Below are 14,190 nucleotides of genomic sequence, written 5' to 3' on the forward strand. Positions count from 1 at the left end.
AGCGTCAGATCCAAAACAAAAAATCATCGCGCTCTCTTATTTGCCGGCGCGTATCAATAAGGGGTGTTTGTATGTCCTCATCAGATATCAGGATCAAAGTCCAAAGCTTTGGTCGTTTTCTGAGCAATATGGTAATGCCAAATATCGGGGCGTTTATCGCCTGGGGTATTATCACCGCGCTGTTTATTCCTACCGGCTGGTTACCTAACGAAACGCTGGCTAAGCTGGTCGCGCCAATGATCACCTATTTGCTGCCATTACTTATCGGTTATACCGGCGGGCGGCTGGTGGGTGGCGACCGTGGTGGCGTGGTGGGTGCTATCACGACCATGGGCGTGATTGTCGGTGCAGATATGCCGATGTTCCTTGGCTCAATGATTGCCGGGCCGCTGGGTGGCTGGGCCATTCGCTCGTTTGACCGTCTGGTGGACGGGAAAATTAAAAGCGGCTTTGAAATGCTGGTGAATAACTTTTCTGCCGGCATCATCGGTATGTTACTGGCATTACTGTCGTTTATGGCGATTGGCCCGCTGGTCGAAGCGTTATCACACCTGTTGTCTGCCGGGGTCAATATCATGGTTCAGCATGACCTGCTGCCACTGACCTCTATTTTTGTTGAACCGGCAAAAATTCTGTTTCTGAATAATGCGATTAACCACGGTATCTTCTCGCCGCTGGGCATTCAGCAGGCCAGCCAGGCCGGTAAATCGATTTTCTTCCTGATAGAAGCCAACCCGGGTCCCGGGATGGGCGTACTGATGGCCTATATGTTCTTTGGCCGGGGTAATGCCAAACAGTCTGCGGGCGGTGCGGCCATCATCCATTTCTTTGGTGGGATCCACGAAATTTATTTCCCGTATGTACTGATGAATCCGCGTCTGTTGCTGGCGGTAATTCTCGGTGGAATGACCGGGGTGTTTACCCTGAGTGTACTGAATGGCGGGCTGATTTCTCCGGCCTCTCCGGGTTCTATACTGGCGGTACTGGCGATGACGCCGAAAGGGGCCTACTTCGCCAATATTTCCGCGATTATCGCGGCCTTTGTGGTGTCATTCGTGGTGGCTTCTATCCTGCTGAAAACCAGCAAAGTGAAAGAAGAAGACGATATCGATGCGGCGACCCGCCGTATGCAGGAGATGAAAGCCACCGCTAAAGGTCAGACAGTGGCTGCGGCGGCTGCGCCTGTGCAGGATGACCTGAGCCATGTACGCAAAATCATTGTCGCCTGTGACGCCGGTATGGGTTCCAGTGCTATGGGAGCAGGCGTGCTGCGGAAAAAAGTGAATGAAGCGGGTCTGCAACATATTTCTGTCACCAATACCGCCATCAACAGCCTGCCAGACGATGTAGACCTGGTGATTACTCACCGTGATCTGACCGAGCGGGCCATGCGCAAAGCACCTCATGCCCAGCATATTTCGCTGACTAACTTCCTTGATAGCGGGTTGTACAACGACCTGACAGCACGCCTGCAACAGGCAGGCCGCAGTGCAGAGCACCGCGAAAGAGTCACTGAAACGCTGGCGGACAGTTTCGAGCCTACACCTGAGCACTTATTCAAACTGAGCGCCGCCAATGTGTTGCTGGGTAACCACGCAGATAACAAAGAACAGGCTATCCGTTTTGTCGGTGAACAACTGGTGAAAGGCGGCTATGTCGAGCCTGAATATGTGGATGCCATGCTGGAGCGCGAAAAACTCACCCCAACTTACCTGGGCGAGTCGATAGCGGTACCGCACGGCACCGTGGAAGCGAAAGACCGTGTACTGAAAACCGGCATCGTGTTCTGTCAGTACCCTGCGGGTGTGCTGTTTGGTGAAGAGCCGGAAGATATTGCCCGGCTGGTCATCGGGATTGCTGCACGCAATAACGAACATATTCAGGTGATCACCAGCCTGACCAATGCGCTGGATGATGACAGCGTGATTGCCCGACTGGCCACCACCACCAGTGTGCAGGAAGTGCTGGATCTGTTGTCCGGTCAGGCCGGCGAATAATCCGTTCTTGCTTAACAGGGGGGAGATATCGCAGGTCATTTTCGGCGATATCTCCCTGATTTTCCTGGTGGTTACGTCAAAAATACGGGACAAATTATGAAAGCATTACATTTTGGTGCCGGGAATATCGGCCGTGGCTTTATCGGTAAATTACTGGCAGATGCGGGTATTCCGGTGACTTTTGCCGATGTTAATCAGATGGTTGTCGATGCCCTGAATGCCCGGGGAGAATATCCGGTGCATGTGGTGGGTGAGCAGTCGAAAATCGAGATGGTCAGAGGGGTCAGTGCGGTCAACAGCACCAGTGATCAGGTGATCTCGCTGGTGGCAGATGTTGATCTGGTGACTACCGCGGTCGGCCCACAAATCCTCGAACGGATTGCCGGGACCCTCGCCAAAGGACTGGTTAAACGTAAAGACAACGGCAATAGCCAACCGCTGAATATTATAGCCTGCGAAAATATGGTGCGTGGGACCAGCCAGCTCAAGGGCCATGTGCTGAAGGCGCTGCCGGCGGAATATCATGACTGGGTGGAACAACATGTCGGTTTTGTCGATTCTGCCGTGGACCGGATTGTGCCGCCATCGGAAGCCGGCAGCCATGACCCGCTGGAAGTGACCGTTGAAACCTTCAGTGAGTGGATTGTCGATAAAACCCAGTTTGTCGGGCCTCTGCCGTCGATTCCGGGCATGGAACTGACCGACAACCTGATGGCGTTTGTCGAAAGAAAGCTCTTTACCCTGAACACCGGTCACGCCATTACGGCTTACCTGGGACATCTTGCGGGCCATAAAACGATTCGTGATGCGATCCTTGACGAAAAAATTCGTCATGTGGTGGAAGGGGCGATGCGGGAGAGCGGTGAAGTGTTGATCCGCCGCTATGGTTTTGACCGCGAAAAACATACTGCTTATATCCACAAAATTATCAGCCGCTTTGAAAACCCTTATCTGAAAGATGATGTCGAGCGGGTAGGGCGTCAGCCGTTACGTAAACTGAGTGCCGGGGATCGTCTGATCAAACCGACACTCGGCACTCTGGAATATGAGTTATCTCAGGATCATCTGGTGACGGGGATTGCTGCGGCGTTGCATTTTCGCAGTGAGCAGGACCCGCAATCGCAGGAACTGGCGGGTTTACTCACTCAGCAGAATGTTGCCGCGGCTCTGGCTGAAATTTCCGGGCTGGATGCCGACAGCCCTGTGGTCAGGGCGGTAGTTAAGGCCTGGAACGCTATGGTATAATGGCCCCACGCTCCCAAGGGACGAAATATCAGGGCACAGCCTGGCTGTGCCCGCGCGGGTGTTATCAGGTGATACTATTGATATGCAGGCACAAATGGAACAATCACAGGCTTTTGAAAATCGGGTGCTTGAGCGCCTGAATGCCGGGCAATCGGTAAGAAGCTTTCTGATAGCGACCGTCGAAATGCTGGCAGAAGCGGTGAATGTTCTGGTGGTTAAGGTGTTCCGCAAAGATGATTACGCGGTGAAGTATGCGGTAGAACCGTTGTTACTGGGCGATGGTCCGCTGGGGGAATTATCAGTGCGTCTTAAACTGATTTATGGCCTGGGGGTGATTAACCGTAATGAATATGAAGACTGTGAATTGCTGATGGCTCTTCGCGAAGAACTGAATCATGATGGCAGCGAATATCGTTTTACTGATGACGAAATTCTGGGTCCGTTTGGTGAGCTCCATTGTGTTGAAGACTTACCGCCGCCACCGGATTTTGTCAGTGATGATACCGGCCTGCGTGCCATGCAGCAGCAACGCTATCAGCAGATTGTCCGTTCCACCATGGTGCTCTCCCTGACCGCATTGATTGCCCGTATCAGCCAGAAACCCGCCTTTACGAAGTAACCTCTGCTGTTTTTTGCCTGCCGGTCACCGGTTTTTATGGCGCAGCCTGAGTCCATTATCAGAGATACCTCAGAATGTCCTTATCACGCTCAGTCACCGACACTACCAGCCATTAGCATTGGCTCAATGCAATGATCTTATTTTCTGCTGACAGCACTTTATAATGCTTTGATTTTTACAGTAAAATTGTAATTTTCTCAAAATTCATCGCGACATATGATATCGCTCACAAACCTGAGTTTTTTGCTTGTGAAGACCACCTGGAATTTGTATTAATGCACCACGGCGAGCGGAGTCTGGCTTAAAAATAATCCCTTACAGCATGATATAAGGATATAGCATGCCGGTGTCACCAGAGCAGATCTACACTGCTTTCTTAGTAAGCCTACTGATGATGAGTAAACCACGGTGGCCCAACCGGCAATGGCTTTCTTCCGGGCCCGGGTCGTCTTCCGCTTTTTGCCGTCATCCGGACTATCTGCGGTAGCTATCTGACGCAGAAGCTGATTTTTGTTCGCCAGGGTTATCGCTCGCAGGAGTGACTACTGAAGCCGCTAAACCGAACTCAGAATAGTGTTTATAGCGGGCAGCCAACCCCTGATTTTCGGGGGAATGACCTACCCTGAAACAGGGATATCAGAACCGGGGATTCAGGCACTAAACTCCGTATTTCCAGGCAGTGCCAACGCTGTTGCTGCTGGCAGTATGACCGACCGGCCTTATTGATTTGCCGGCCGGACCCCGTCCGTTACGGACATTTAAGGAACTGTTTCCGCTATCCTGGCCACTCTGAGGTGGGAGGGAAACAGTATTAAACAGTGCTGATAACAGCACCTTAACTAAAAGGACTTAACCATGAAGTCAGCTATTTTATCCTCCCTTATCATCGCGACTCTGGGCTGCAGCCTGCCAGCGATGGCAGATTCTCAGACGTTCTCACTGGGCTATGCCCAGAGTAAGGTTCAGGATTTTAAAAATATCCGCGGTGTTAATGCGAAGTATCGTTACGAATGGGATTCTCCGGTGAGTATTATCGGCTCACTGACCTATATGAGTGGCAAGCGCAACAGCAGTATTGACATTCCGGGAGTGGGCAGCGATAGCAGCCATGCCAGCATGAAATATTATTCACTGTCGGCAGGCCCGGCCTACCGGTTCAATTCGTATATCAGTATCTATGGCCTGTTAGGGGTGAACTATGACAAGGCTGATTTCTCTTACAGCAGCTCCACGCTGTCTGGCAGTAGCTGGGAAAGCTCCGGCAGCAGCAAAAAAGCGGCGTTAATGTACGGGGCCGGAGTACAGATAAACCCGATGGAAAATGTCTCCATCGATATCGGATACGAAGGTTCAAGCTTTAAAGATACAGAAAAAACGTTGTCGATTAATGGATTTAACCTCGGTGTGGGCTACCGTTTCTGATCCTCAAATCCCGGTGTAAGCCGGGATTATCCTTAAGCTAAAGTGATGACCAGACCGCTCCTGCTCCGGGCGGTCTGGTCAACATTTTTGATCCCTCCGGCCCGGAAGCGGCGGTTTTTTTCGCAGGATGCGACCATGAATAAACAACGTTATCGCATTATTTTCAGCCAGCCTCGTCAGTCGTTAATGGTGGTGGCTGATATCGCCGGTCTGGCGGGGCGTTCTCCTTCATCTTCCTTCGGACGAGCACTCAGAGACTCCTCCCGCCTTTGTCTGCTAAGTCGTCTCCGGTTTGCGATATTGCTGACTCTGAACTGCGTCAGTTTTACCCCGCAGGCTGCGATTATTGCCGACAGAACGGCGCCTGCCGGCCAGCAACCCACGGTGATTAGCACTGCCAGCGGTGTGGAGCAGGTAAATATTCGTACTCCGGGGGCCGGAGGTGTGTCCCGCAATGTCTTCAGCCGTTTTGATGTCGACAGTAAAGGGGTCGTGCTGAACAATTCGCATGCCGATACCCGTACCAGTATTGCCGGAATGGTCACCGCCAATCCCTGGCTCGCCGGGGGCGAAGCTAAAATTATTCTCAATGAGGTAAATGCCCGCGATCCCAGCCAGCTTAACGGCTTTATCGAAGTCGCCGGTAAGCAGGCACAGGTAGTGATCGCTAATCCGGCCGGCATTACCTGCAGTGGCTGCGGATTTATTAACGCCAACCGCGCCACATTAACTACCGGTCAGGTACAAATCAGTGAGGGGAATCTGACGGGCTATCGGGTGTCTCAGGGTGAGATCGCCATTGGTCCGGGGGGAATGGATACCAGCCGTCAGGATCATACCGATCTGATCTCCCGTACCGTCAAAATTAATGCGGCACTCTGGGCAAAGGATCTGCGGATCACTGCGGGGCGTAACCAGGTGGACGCAGGAAACCGGCAGGTTTCCAGCCTGCAGGGTGACTCTGGCACCCGACCGGCACTGGCGATCGATGTTGCGCTGCTGGGCGGAATGTATGCCAATAAGATCAAACTGTTGGGCACCGAAAAAGGGGTTGGTGTCCATAATGCCGGTAATATCGGTGTCTCCGCCGGGAATGTCGAACTGACCGCGGACGGGAAAATTGTTAACCGCGGAAATATTGACAGCAGCGGTAACCTGGCCCTGAGTTCTGCAACGGGAATCAGCAACAGTGGTGCGGTGTATGCCGCAGGCAACGTCGGGTTATCTGCAGACGGCAAAATTAGCAACCAGGGAACAATCTACAGCGATAGTCAGTTAAGCCTGAGTTCTGCGTCTGACATCAGCAACAGCGGCAGTATGTATGCCAACGGTAATGCGCAACTGAGCAGTCAGAGGATGCTGGATAATTCCGGCACACTGAAGGCGAAGGGTGATCTGCAGGTGCGTAGTACCACCTTTGCCGCCCGTCAGGGCAGTGCGATAGCAGCAGGGGCGGGTGCCGACGGGCAGGTTAACCGTACCGGGAATCTCAGTATTCTGGCCAGTGATCAACTGCAGTCTGAAGGACGATTGCTGGCGGGGGGCGAGCTGGCGCTCAGGGGTCAGCAGATAGTACTGAATGGCAGCGAAACTTCAGCGGACAGGGTAGTAATTGACAGCGGTGAACAGGGGCTGCGGCTCAGCAACCAAACCCTGGTACAGGCGCATCGCCAGCTTGTAGTGACCAGCCGGGGCGCTTTGCTGAACGACCGTAGCCAGTTGAATACAGCAGGCAGTGCGGAAGTTTCGGTCAGCGGACTGCTGGATAATCGCGGAAAAATCACCGCCGCTGAGGGACTGAAGGTGAATTCTGCTGAGCTGATGAATGATATTGCGGGTGAAATCACTGGCAATCACACCCGTATCACCACGGTTTCCACCCTCACCAACCAGGGTCTGATTGATGGCGGAGACAGCTGGGTGCAGAGCGGGCATCTGATAAATCAGGGCAGTGGCCGGATCTACGCTGACCGGTTGTCGGTTGCCACCGTAACTCTGGATAATCTGGCCCGGAATAACACTGCCGCCACTCTGGCAGGTCGTCAGCAGCTGGATATTGGCGCACAGCAGATTAATAACGATAACCATTCACTGATCTATAGCGGCGGGGATCTGCGGATAGGTGGCTGGCTGAATACCCACGGACAGGCAGAAGGTGCAGCTGTTTCACTGGTGAATCATGCGGCAACCCTGGAAGCCATGGGGAACCTGTCACTGGCGGCAGACAGTATCGTTAACCGGAATGCGGGGCTGGAGACTCAACTGACCGTCACAGAAAATGCCCGTTATCACGAGGCAGTGCTGAAGGGCGAAATTACCCGCTATCACTGGGACGATATTGATACCAGCTATAAAAATAAATATAACGTTCAGGATGCCATTATGCCGGATGGCAGCCGGAATAATGATTTTTACGAGTATGACTATCAGCGGGTGGTGACAGAGACTGAAGTCACTTTCAGTGATCCCGGCAAGATTCTGGCGGGCGGCAATTTACTGTTGTCCGGAGGACAACTGGATAATTATGACAGCCAGATCATCGCCGGTGGCTCGCTGAATGCAGCTGCGGGGCTGGCGATGAACAATATCGCGACGACCGGAGTGCGGATCACCCGTGATAGCGGATCGCTGACTCACTGGTACGCCAAAAAGAAAAAACGAAAAAATGGATCGGTAAAAACCTCCCAGGGTAAAAAGCGCACCAGTTATCACCCGGAAGCGGTCACTGAGACCATCGATCCCGGGGTCAGCCGGATCGTCGGGAATCAGTCAGTGGCGGGTAGCGCAGGGATCCCTGGCGATCGTTCTGTGGCTGAGGTGCTGGAAATTGCCCGTTTACCCGAAAGTAGTCTGTTTCGTGTTCAGCCAGATGCGCTGAACGGCTATCTGGTGGAAACCGATCCGCGTTTTACCCAACGCCAGCAGTGGATTGGCAGTGACTACATGCTCAGTGCGCTGAAACAGGATCACAATCAGGTTCTTAAACGGCTTGGGGATGGCTATTACGAACAACAGCTACTGCGCGAACAGATAACCCAACAAACCGGCCAGCGTTACCTTAACGGTTATCACAATGATAACGACCAGTTTAAGGCTCTGATGAATGCCGGGATAACTTTTGCCGGGCAATATTCTCTGGTTCCCGGGGTAGCTCTCACCGCTGAACAGATGGCGCTACTGACCAGTGATATGGTCTGGATGGTAAAACGCGAGGTAACCCTTGCGGATGGCAGCCGGCAGACCGTACTGACGCCGCAGCTTTATCTGCAAACTACCCGCGGGCATCCTCTGACCAGCGCAGTTATCTCCGGGAAACAGCTGGTGATGGATACCGGGCAGGCATTGATCAACAGTGGCAATCTGCTGGCACAACAGGATCTGAGCATTAAGGCCGCTTCGGTGGTTAACCTCGGGAGGATGACCGCACAACAGCTAACCCTGACCAGCCAGGGGGATGTCATAAATCAGGGCGGAGTATTGGAGGCAGGGAAAGCCCTGCAGATAGCGGCGGGTGGCAATCTTATCAGCCGTAGTACGCTGGCGAGTACAGAGGATCAACAGATGATTGACCGGCAGGCCGGCATTTATCTGCAGGATGCCGAAGGGACACTACGTTTATCGGCAGCAGATACTCTCCGGCTGACCGCCAGCCAGCTGAACAGCGCCGGCAATGTGGTATTGCAGGCCGGACAGGACCTGTTGCTGGATGTGCTAACCATCACCGGCAGCGAATACAGTGATTTTGGCGGAAGTAATACCCGCAGCCTGAGCTGGCAACAGGATAAAGCAACGGCTGTCAGCAGTGGTGGCGATATGACACTCTCTGCCGGGCGTAATCTGACGGCGCAGGCCGCAGAGGTTATTGCCGGGGGGCATTTGTCGGCAGCGGCCGGACAGGATTTACAACTGCTGGCCGGGAATACCCGCTGGCATCTGACCGAACACAGTAAGCAGAGCAGTGGCTCCGCTATCAGCAAAGAAACCCGCGAAAGTCACGATGAAATACAGGTCAGTCAGGCAACCGGCTCGCAGTTTAGCGGTCATTCGGTCGAGTTGCGTTCGGGGCAATCGCTGAAAGTTCAGGGAAGCCGTGTTGCCGGAGATAACAATGTCAGTCTTTCTGCAGGGACTTCTCTGATCCTGAGCGGTGCGGCGGAAAGCCGTGAAGAAACTCACTGGAGCAAACTCAAGAGCAGTGGTCTGTCCGGTACCGGTGGCGTAGGGGTAAGCATAGGATCGCAAAGCCTGAAGATAACCGATAGCGGAGCCTCTGAGGGTAGCAAAGCCAGTATGCTGGGCAGTATCGACGGGGACCTCAACCTGAGGGCCGGTGACACTCTGACTGTGAGTGGCGCTGACTTACTGGCCGGAAATGATCTTAGTTTGTCAGCCCGCCAGGTCGATATTCTGGCGGAAGAAACCCGCAGCCAGCAGAAGCGTACTGTTGAACAAAAACAGAGTGGTTTTACTCTGGCTATATCAGGCGCCGCAGGCAGTCTGGTGAATTCCGCGATTTCGGGGATTAAGCAAGCCACAGAGCAAAGCAGCGGGCGGGTTGCCGTTCTGGAAAATATGAAAACGGCCCTGAGTGCGACACAGGCGGTTCAGAGTGTCCGGCTGGCGGAGGCCAGTGGTGGCGGGGTGACCAGTGTGATTGGGCTAAATCTCTCTTATGGCAGCCAGTCTTCAACCTCGGAACAGACCAGTCAACAGGTGGTGAGTGAGGGCAGTAGCCTCGCCGCCGCAAATCATCTGACAATTCAGGCCACCGGCGGCGATATCAATATACAGGGCAGCCGTTTGCAGGCGGGAAATACCCTCGACCTGCAGGCGCAACGTGATGTGAATTTAATCTCCGCAGAAAACAGCTGGCAACAGCAAGGCCGGAATGAGAGTCATGGCAGTTCGGTGGGGGCTGCGGTGACCGGCGGCGGATTCACGATTAATGCTTCGGTGAACCGGGGAAAAGGGCATGAGAACGGGCAGGGAGTCTCCCACAGTGAGACGGTAATAAATGCCGGGCATGCGCTGAATATCAGTAGTGGTCGTGATATTACCCTGCAGGGGGCACAGGCCAGTGCAGATGCAGTTACCGTCAGGGCGGGCAGTCATCTGACACTGAGCAGTGAACAGGACAGTGATGACTATGATATGCAGCAGAAAAATATCAGTGCCGGAGCCAGTGCCGGTAGCGGCTCGGCCAGCGCGTCATATACCGCCAGCAAAGATAGCATGCGTAGCCGTTATCAGTCGGTACAGGAGCAGACCGGGATCTTTGCCGGTCAGGGAGGATTTACCATTGATACCGGCGGACATACTCAGCTGAACGGTGCCGTGATAAGTTCCACTGCATCGGCCGAAAAAAATAGCCTGAATACCGGTACTCTGGGTTTTTCCGACATACAAAACCAGGCCGAATACCGTGTGAGTCATCAGGCAAGTGGGGCTGCCGGAGGTGTCGGTATCAATCCCGGGCAACTGGTGGCAGGACAACTGGTCACCAGCATGGCCAGCCAGTTACTGAGTGGCATGAACGATTCGGACAGTGACAGCTCAGTGACTGGTTCTGCTGTCAGCGCCGGGACTCTCAGTATTCGTGATACTCAACAGCAGTCACAGGACCCTGATACGCTCAGTCGTGATGTTGCTAATGCGCATCAGGCATTATCAGTGATCTTTAATAAAGAACAGCAACAGGAACGGCTAAAAGCCGCTCAGTTGATTAGCGAAATTGGCATGCAGATCAGTGATATTGTCCTGATACAAGGGGCGATTATGGCCAGTAAAGATGCCAGCCAGCAATCTGCTGCAGCAACGCCTGAACAACGGGAGCAAGCCAAAGCCCGCTGGGAGCAAAAAAATCCTGGCAGTACTGCCAGCGAACAGGACATCAGTGGTCAGCTGTATAATGACTTTTATAACCAGTCACTTAACCAAAGTGGAATGGGGACCGGTGGCGGCATTCAAAAAGTGATTCAGGCCGCTGCTGCGGCTGTTCAGGGACTGGCAGGGGGCGATATCGGCCAGGCGGTCGCCGGAGGCGCTGCGCCCTATATTGCCGGGGTCATAGGTAACAGCGGGCTGGACATTACCGGCAAAACCCTGGCCCATGCGGCGGTAAATGCCGCATTCTCAGCAGTACAGGGCAACAATGCACTGGCCGGCGCTGTGGGAGCCGCCGCCGGCGAGATCACAGGGATTATTGCCACCGATGCCTATGGCAAACCGGTGAGTGAACTGAGTGAAGGTGAAAAACAAACCGTTAGCGCGCTGGCGACCCTCGCCGCCGGACTGGCGGGCGGTGTAACCGGAGACAGCAGCAGCGCAGCACTTTCCGCAGCACAGGCTGGGAAAACTACGGTTGAGAATAACTTCCTTGGGAATACCTCTTCGGCAAAACTGGATAAAGCCGTGGAAAAAATAAAACAGGGTGATAAGTCACTGGCTGCCGCGAATGAGCTGATTAAGCTGGAAAATGCTGATAAGCGCAGTGATGCGCTGGTAGATAAATTTACTAAAAACCCTTCACAAATGAGTACTACTGAGCGGGCTGAACTGGCGGGTTATCTGCGTGTATACGCCGCTGAGATGGAAAAGGAATACGGCTCTGCGGTATCACAGGAACTGGTGAAAGGCCTGCTTTCCGGACAGGATTACATGAAACGCAGTCCTGATTCTGAGGCTATGGCAAAGGCTCAGACCATTATGAATACCTGGGGTTACCATAAATCGAATGCCAGCATTGGCGATGCGCCGCTGATGTTTAGTACTAATGTCCTGGGTACTACGATAAAAGAAGGTATGGCGTTAAATGCGGCAATTGGTGTGGGTGTGAATTCCGGAGTTCAGCTTACAGGGAAAGATCCGTTCAGTTACGTCGATATGATTATGGCCGGGATAACCTCAGCGGCGACAACCGGTAAAGGTATCGGTGCATCGGCAGCAATCAATATGGGTGGTGCTGCAATAGGGAGTGGAATTAAAGGGGAGGATCCAGTTAATTCTATTATTGGTGCTGGATTTGGTAGTTTAGGCGGAAGTGGCACGAGTTCAGTTATATCTGGTGTTTTAGGCTCTTCTGTAAAAGCTGGCGCATCAGAAGCTATAAGTTCCATTGGTGGTTCGCTTGCAGGTGAAGCTGTTGGGAATACAGTAAAAGGAGTACTTGATGAAGCTGAAAAATCCAATAAAAAATAAGGGTGGTGCTACTGTCATGACCTTGATTTTTTTGATAATTATCTGTTGCTTATCTTTTACTGTTCTTATGTTAATAAGTTGTTTATTAGGCAGAGCTATAGCCTATATCAAAATAGGGGCTTGGTTTTTGAATTGGGACAAAGACCTCTTTTATTCCTTAAGAATAGGTATTTCTGCAGGTGTTTTGACTGGCATAGGTGTTTGGGTAAAAACTAAATTGCAAGAGCAACAGGTTAAAAAAGCTCCAAATGAGTAAACTGCAATCCTCACCCATCAGGCCGTGATTGAGCTGTTGTTGAGAATAACTATCTGAGTTCAACAGAAGCGCGTCAGCTTGATAATGAGATGCAGGCCTGTAAAGCATCGGGACTGGGCTATGGTGCAGGTAAGTTGGTTCAAGGGCAGCTCGATAAGGTGCTTAATCCAAACTGGAAGAACTGGGAATGGGTTGATATTGGTATGGGAATATCTAAGCCTTTACCTGGTAGTCCAGCACCAGGTATTACAGGAAACATAGCTGGCTCTGTAAAAACTGAATATGGAAATGATCAGGCAGGCAAAAAACTGGGAGGAGATAAATGAGAATTTCAGGCTCAAAATGGTGTTTAATTTTTATTTATCTGATTATTTTCCTGCCTTCTGGCATATTTTTTGCCTCTGCAACTACACAGATTTTAATCAAACTGTTTTATTTTTTCTTTCAAGGAACAACTCTGGGTTTATCTTCTATTGACTATCTGAAAATTTTGAAAGGAAGTATCGCAGGAGGCATCGTCGGAGCAATAGGTTGTTGGTGGATTTACTACCAGCATTGCAGAAAAAATAGGAACCGATAGCATAATAATGCTGGTTTTAGGGCCGAGACTGATGTGGGAGTTAATACTGGTGTACAGTTCTGCGGAAATTATCCGTTCAGCGATTACCACTTATCGAACTCACACTGGTTCGGAAAAATTCACACTGAAACATCATTATAATTAATGGATGAATAAGGATTTTTTTACTAATATATAAAAGGAATTATCTCTATGATTAAAAAAAAGATAGCAGGTTCTTTAAGCTTAACCGTGTTACTTCTGGTCGGTTGTGCTACAGAATCATCTCGCTCTGTGGAAGTCGCTAAAGTTGAAACAGCGCAAACAGTCTGGCAGGGGCAACGTACTCTTATAGCGGTGGGGAAATTCGATAACCGCTCAGGCTACATGAATGGCATATTTTCAGATGGCATGGATCGACTGGGTAATCAGTCGAAAACAATTTTGGTCACCCATCTGGAACAAACAGGTCGCTTTAATATCCTGGATCGATCCAATATGGATGAGATTAAAACCGAAGCAAACATCAGTGGTAAAGGCCAGACACTGAAAGGTGCGACCTATGTTATTACTGGCGATATCACTGAATTTGGTCGTAAAGAAACCGGCGACAGAGCGCTGTTTGGTATTTTAGGGCGAGGCAAATCGCAGGTTGCCTATGCCAAAGTGGCGCTTGCTGTCGTCAATGTCAAAACGTCCGAAGTGGTATTTACCACTCAGGGGGCAGGAGAATATCAGCTGTCTAATCGCGAAATCCTTGGCTTTGGCGGTACCGCCAGCTACGACTCGACGTTAAATGGCAAGGTATTGGATCTGGCTATCCGGGAGTCGGTAAATAACCTGGTAGCGGCGATTGGCAACAACACATGGAATCCAGGAAATACTCATTAAAAGG

8 protein-coding genes are annotated in these 14,190 nt (G+C 51.8%); all 8 read left to right on the forward strand.

Annotation, left to right across the window (positions count from 1 at the left end; genetic code table 11):
* The first annotated feature begins 71 nt into the window (after positions 1 to 71).
* The 8 genes from HA49_RS00845 (at position 72) to HA49_RS00885 (ending at position 14,186) form a co-directional block, all read left to right on the forward strand.
* Positions 72 to 1,997: a PTS mannitol transporter subunit IICBA gene (locus tag HA49_RS00845; RefSeq protein WP_038017235.1), complete on the forward strand. Its 1,926-nt coding sequence runs from the start codon at positions 72 to 74 to the stop codon at positions 1,995 to 1,997.
* Between the two features lie 96 nt (positions 1,998 to 2,093).
* Entirely contained in the window at positions 2,094 to 3,242 is a 1,149-nt protein-coding gene (locus HA49_RS00850; protein WP_038017237.1) for a mannitol-1-phosphate 5-dehydrogenase, read from the forward strand.
* An 82-nt stretch (positions 3,243 to 3,324) separates the two neighbouring features.
* Positions 3,325 to 3,861: a mannitol operon repressor MtlR gene (gene mtlR, locus HA49_RS00855; protein ID WP_072055901.1), complete on the forward strand. Its 537-nt coding sequence runs from the start codon at positions 3,325 to 3,327 to the stop codon at positions 3,859 to 3,861.
* Between the two features lie 855 nt (positions 3,862 to 4,716).
* A complete protein-coding gene (locus tag HA49_RS00860) occupies positions 4,717 to 5,283 on the forward strand; it encodes an Ail/Lom family outer membrane beta-barrel protein (RefSeq protein WP_038017239.1) in 567 nt (188 codons plus the stop codon).
* Positions 5,284 to 5,418: 135 nt separating this feature from the next.
* Positions 5,419 to 12,480 (forward strand): two-partner secretion domain-containing protein, encoded by a 7,062-nt coding sequence (locus HA49_RS00865; RefSeq protein WP_046791626.1) that lies wholly within the window; start codon positions 5,419 to 5,421, stop codon positions 12,478 to 12,480.
* Positions 12,452 to 12,736 carry a hypothetical protein gene (locus HA49_RS00870; RefSeq protein ID WP_038017241.1) on the forward strand — a complete coding sequence of 95 codons (285 nt, stop codon included), beginning with the start codon at positions 12,452 to 12,454 and terminating at the stop codon, positions 12,734 to 12,736. The genes HA49_RS00865 and HA49_RS00870 overlap by 29 nt, the downstream gene beginning before the upstream one ends.
* Before the next feature lie 89 nt (positions 12,737 to 12,825).
* Entirely contained in the window at positions 12,826 to 13,062 is a 237-nt protein-coding gene (locus HA49_RS00875; protein WP_052752413.1) for a hypothetical protein, read from the forward strand.
* 446 nt (positions 13,063 to 13,508) lie between these two features.
* Entirely contained in the window at positions 13,509 to 14,186 is a 678-nt protein-coding gene (locus HA49_RS00885; protein ID WP_038017244.1) for a CsgG/HfaB family protein, read from the forward strand.
* Positions 14,187 to 14,190: the final 4 nt, after the last annotated feature.

The organism is Tatumella morbirosei, from assembly GCF_000757425.2.
Taxonomy (GTDB): domain Bacteria; phylum Pseudomonadota; class Gammaproteobacteria; order Enterobacterales; family Enterobacteriaceae; genus Tatumella; species Tatumella morbirosei.

Bases quoted from the DNA above. Each gene is read 5' to 3' on its own strand.
- HA49_RS00845 (WP_038017235.1), top strand. From the start codon at position 72: ATGTCCTCATCAGATATCAGGATCAAAGTCCAAAGCTTTGGTCGTTTT.
- HA49_RS00850 (WP_038017237.1), top strand. From the start codon at position 2,094: ATGAAAGCATTACATTTTGGTGCCGGGAATATCGGCCGTGGCTTTATC.
- mtlR (WP_072055901.1), top strand. From the start codon at position 3,325: ATGCAGGCACAAATGGAACAATCACAGGCTTTTGAAAATCGGGTGCTT.
- HA49_RS00860 (WP_038017239.1), top strand. From the start codon at position 4,717: ATGAAGTCAGCTATTTTATCCTCCCTTATCATCGCGACTCTGGGCTGC.
- HA49_RS00865 (WP_046791626.1), top strand. From the start codon at position 5,419: ATGAATAAACAACGTTATCGCATTATTTTCAGCCAGCCTCGTCAGTCG.
- HA49_RS00870 (WP_038017241.1), top strand. From the start codon at position 12,452: ATGAAGCTGAAAAATCCAATAAAAAATAAGGGTGGTGCTACTGTCATG.
- HA49_RS00875 (WP_052752413.1), top strand. From the start codon at position 12,826: ATGCAGGCCTGTAAAGCATCGGGACTGGGCTATGGTGCAGGTAAGTTG.
- HA49_RS00885 (WP_038017244.1), top strand. From the start codon at position 13,509: ATGATTAAAAAAAAGATAGCAGGTTCTTTAAGCTTAACCGTGTTACTT.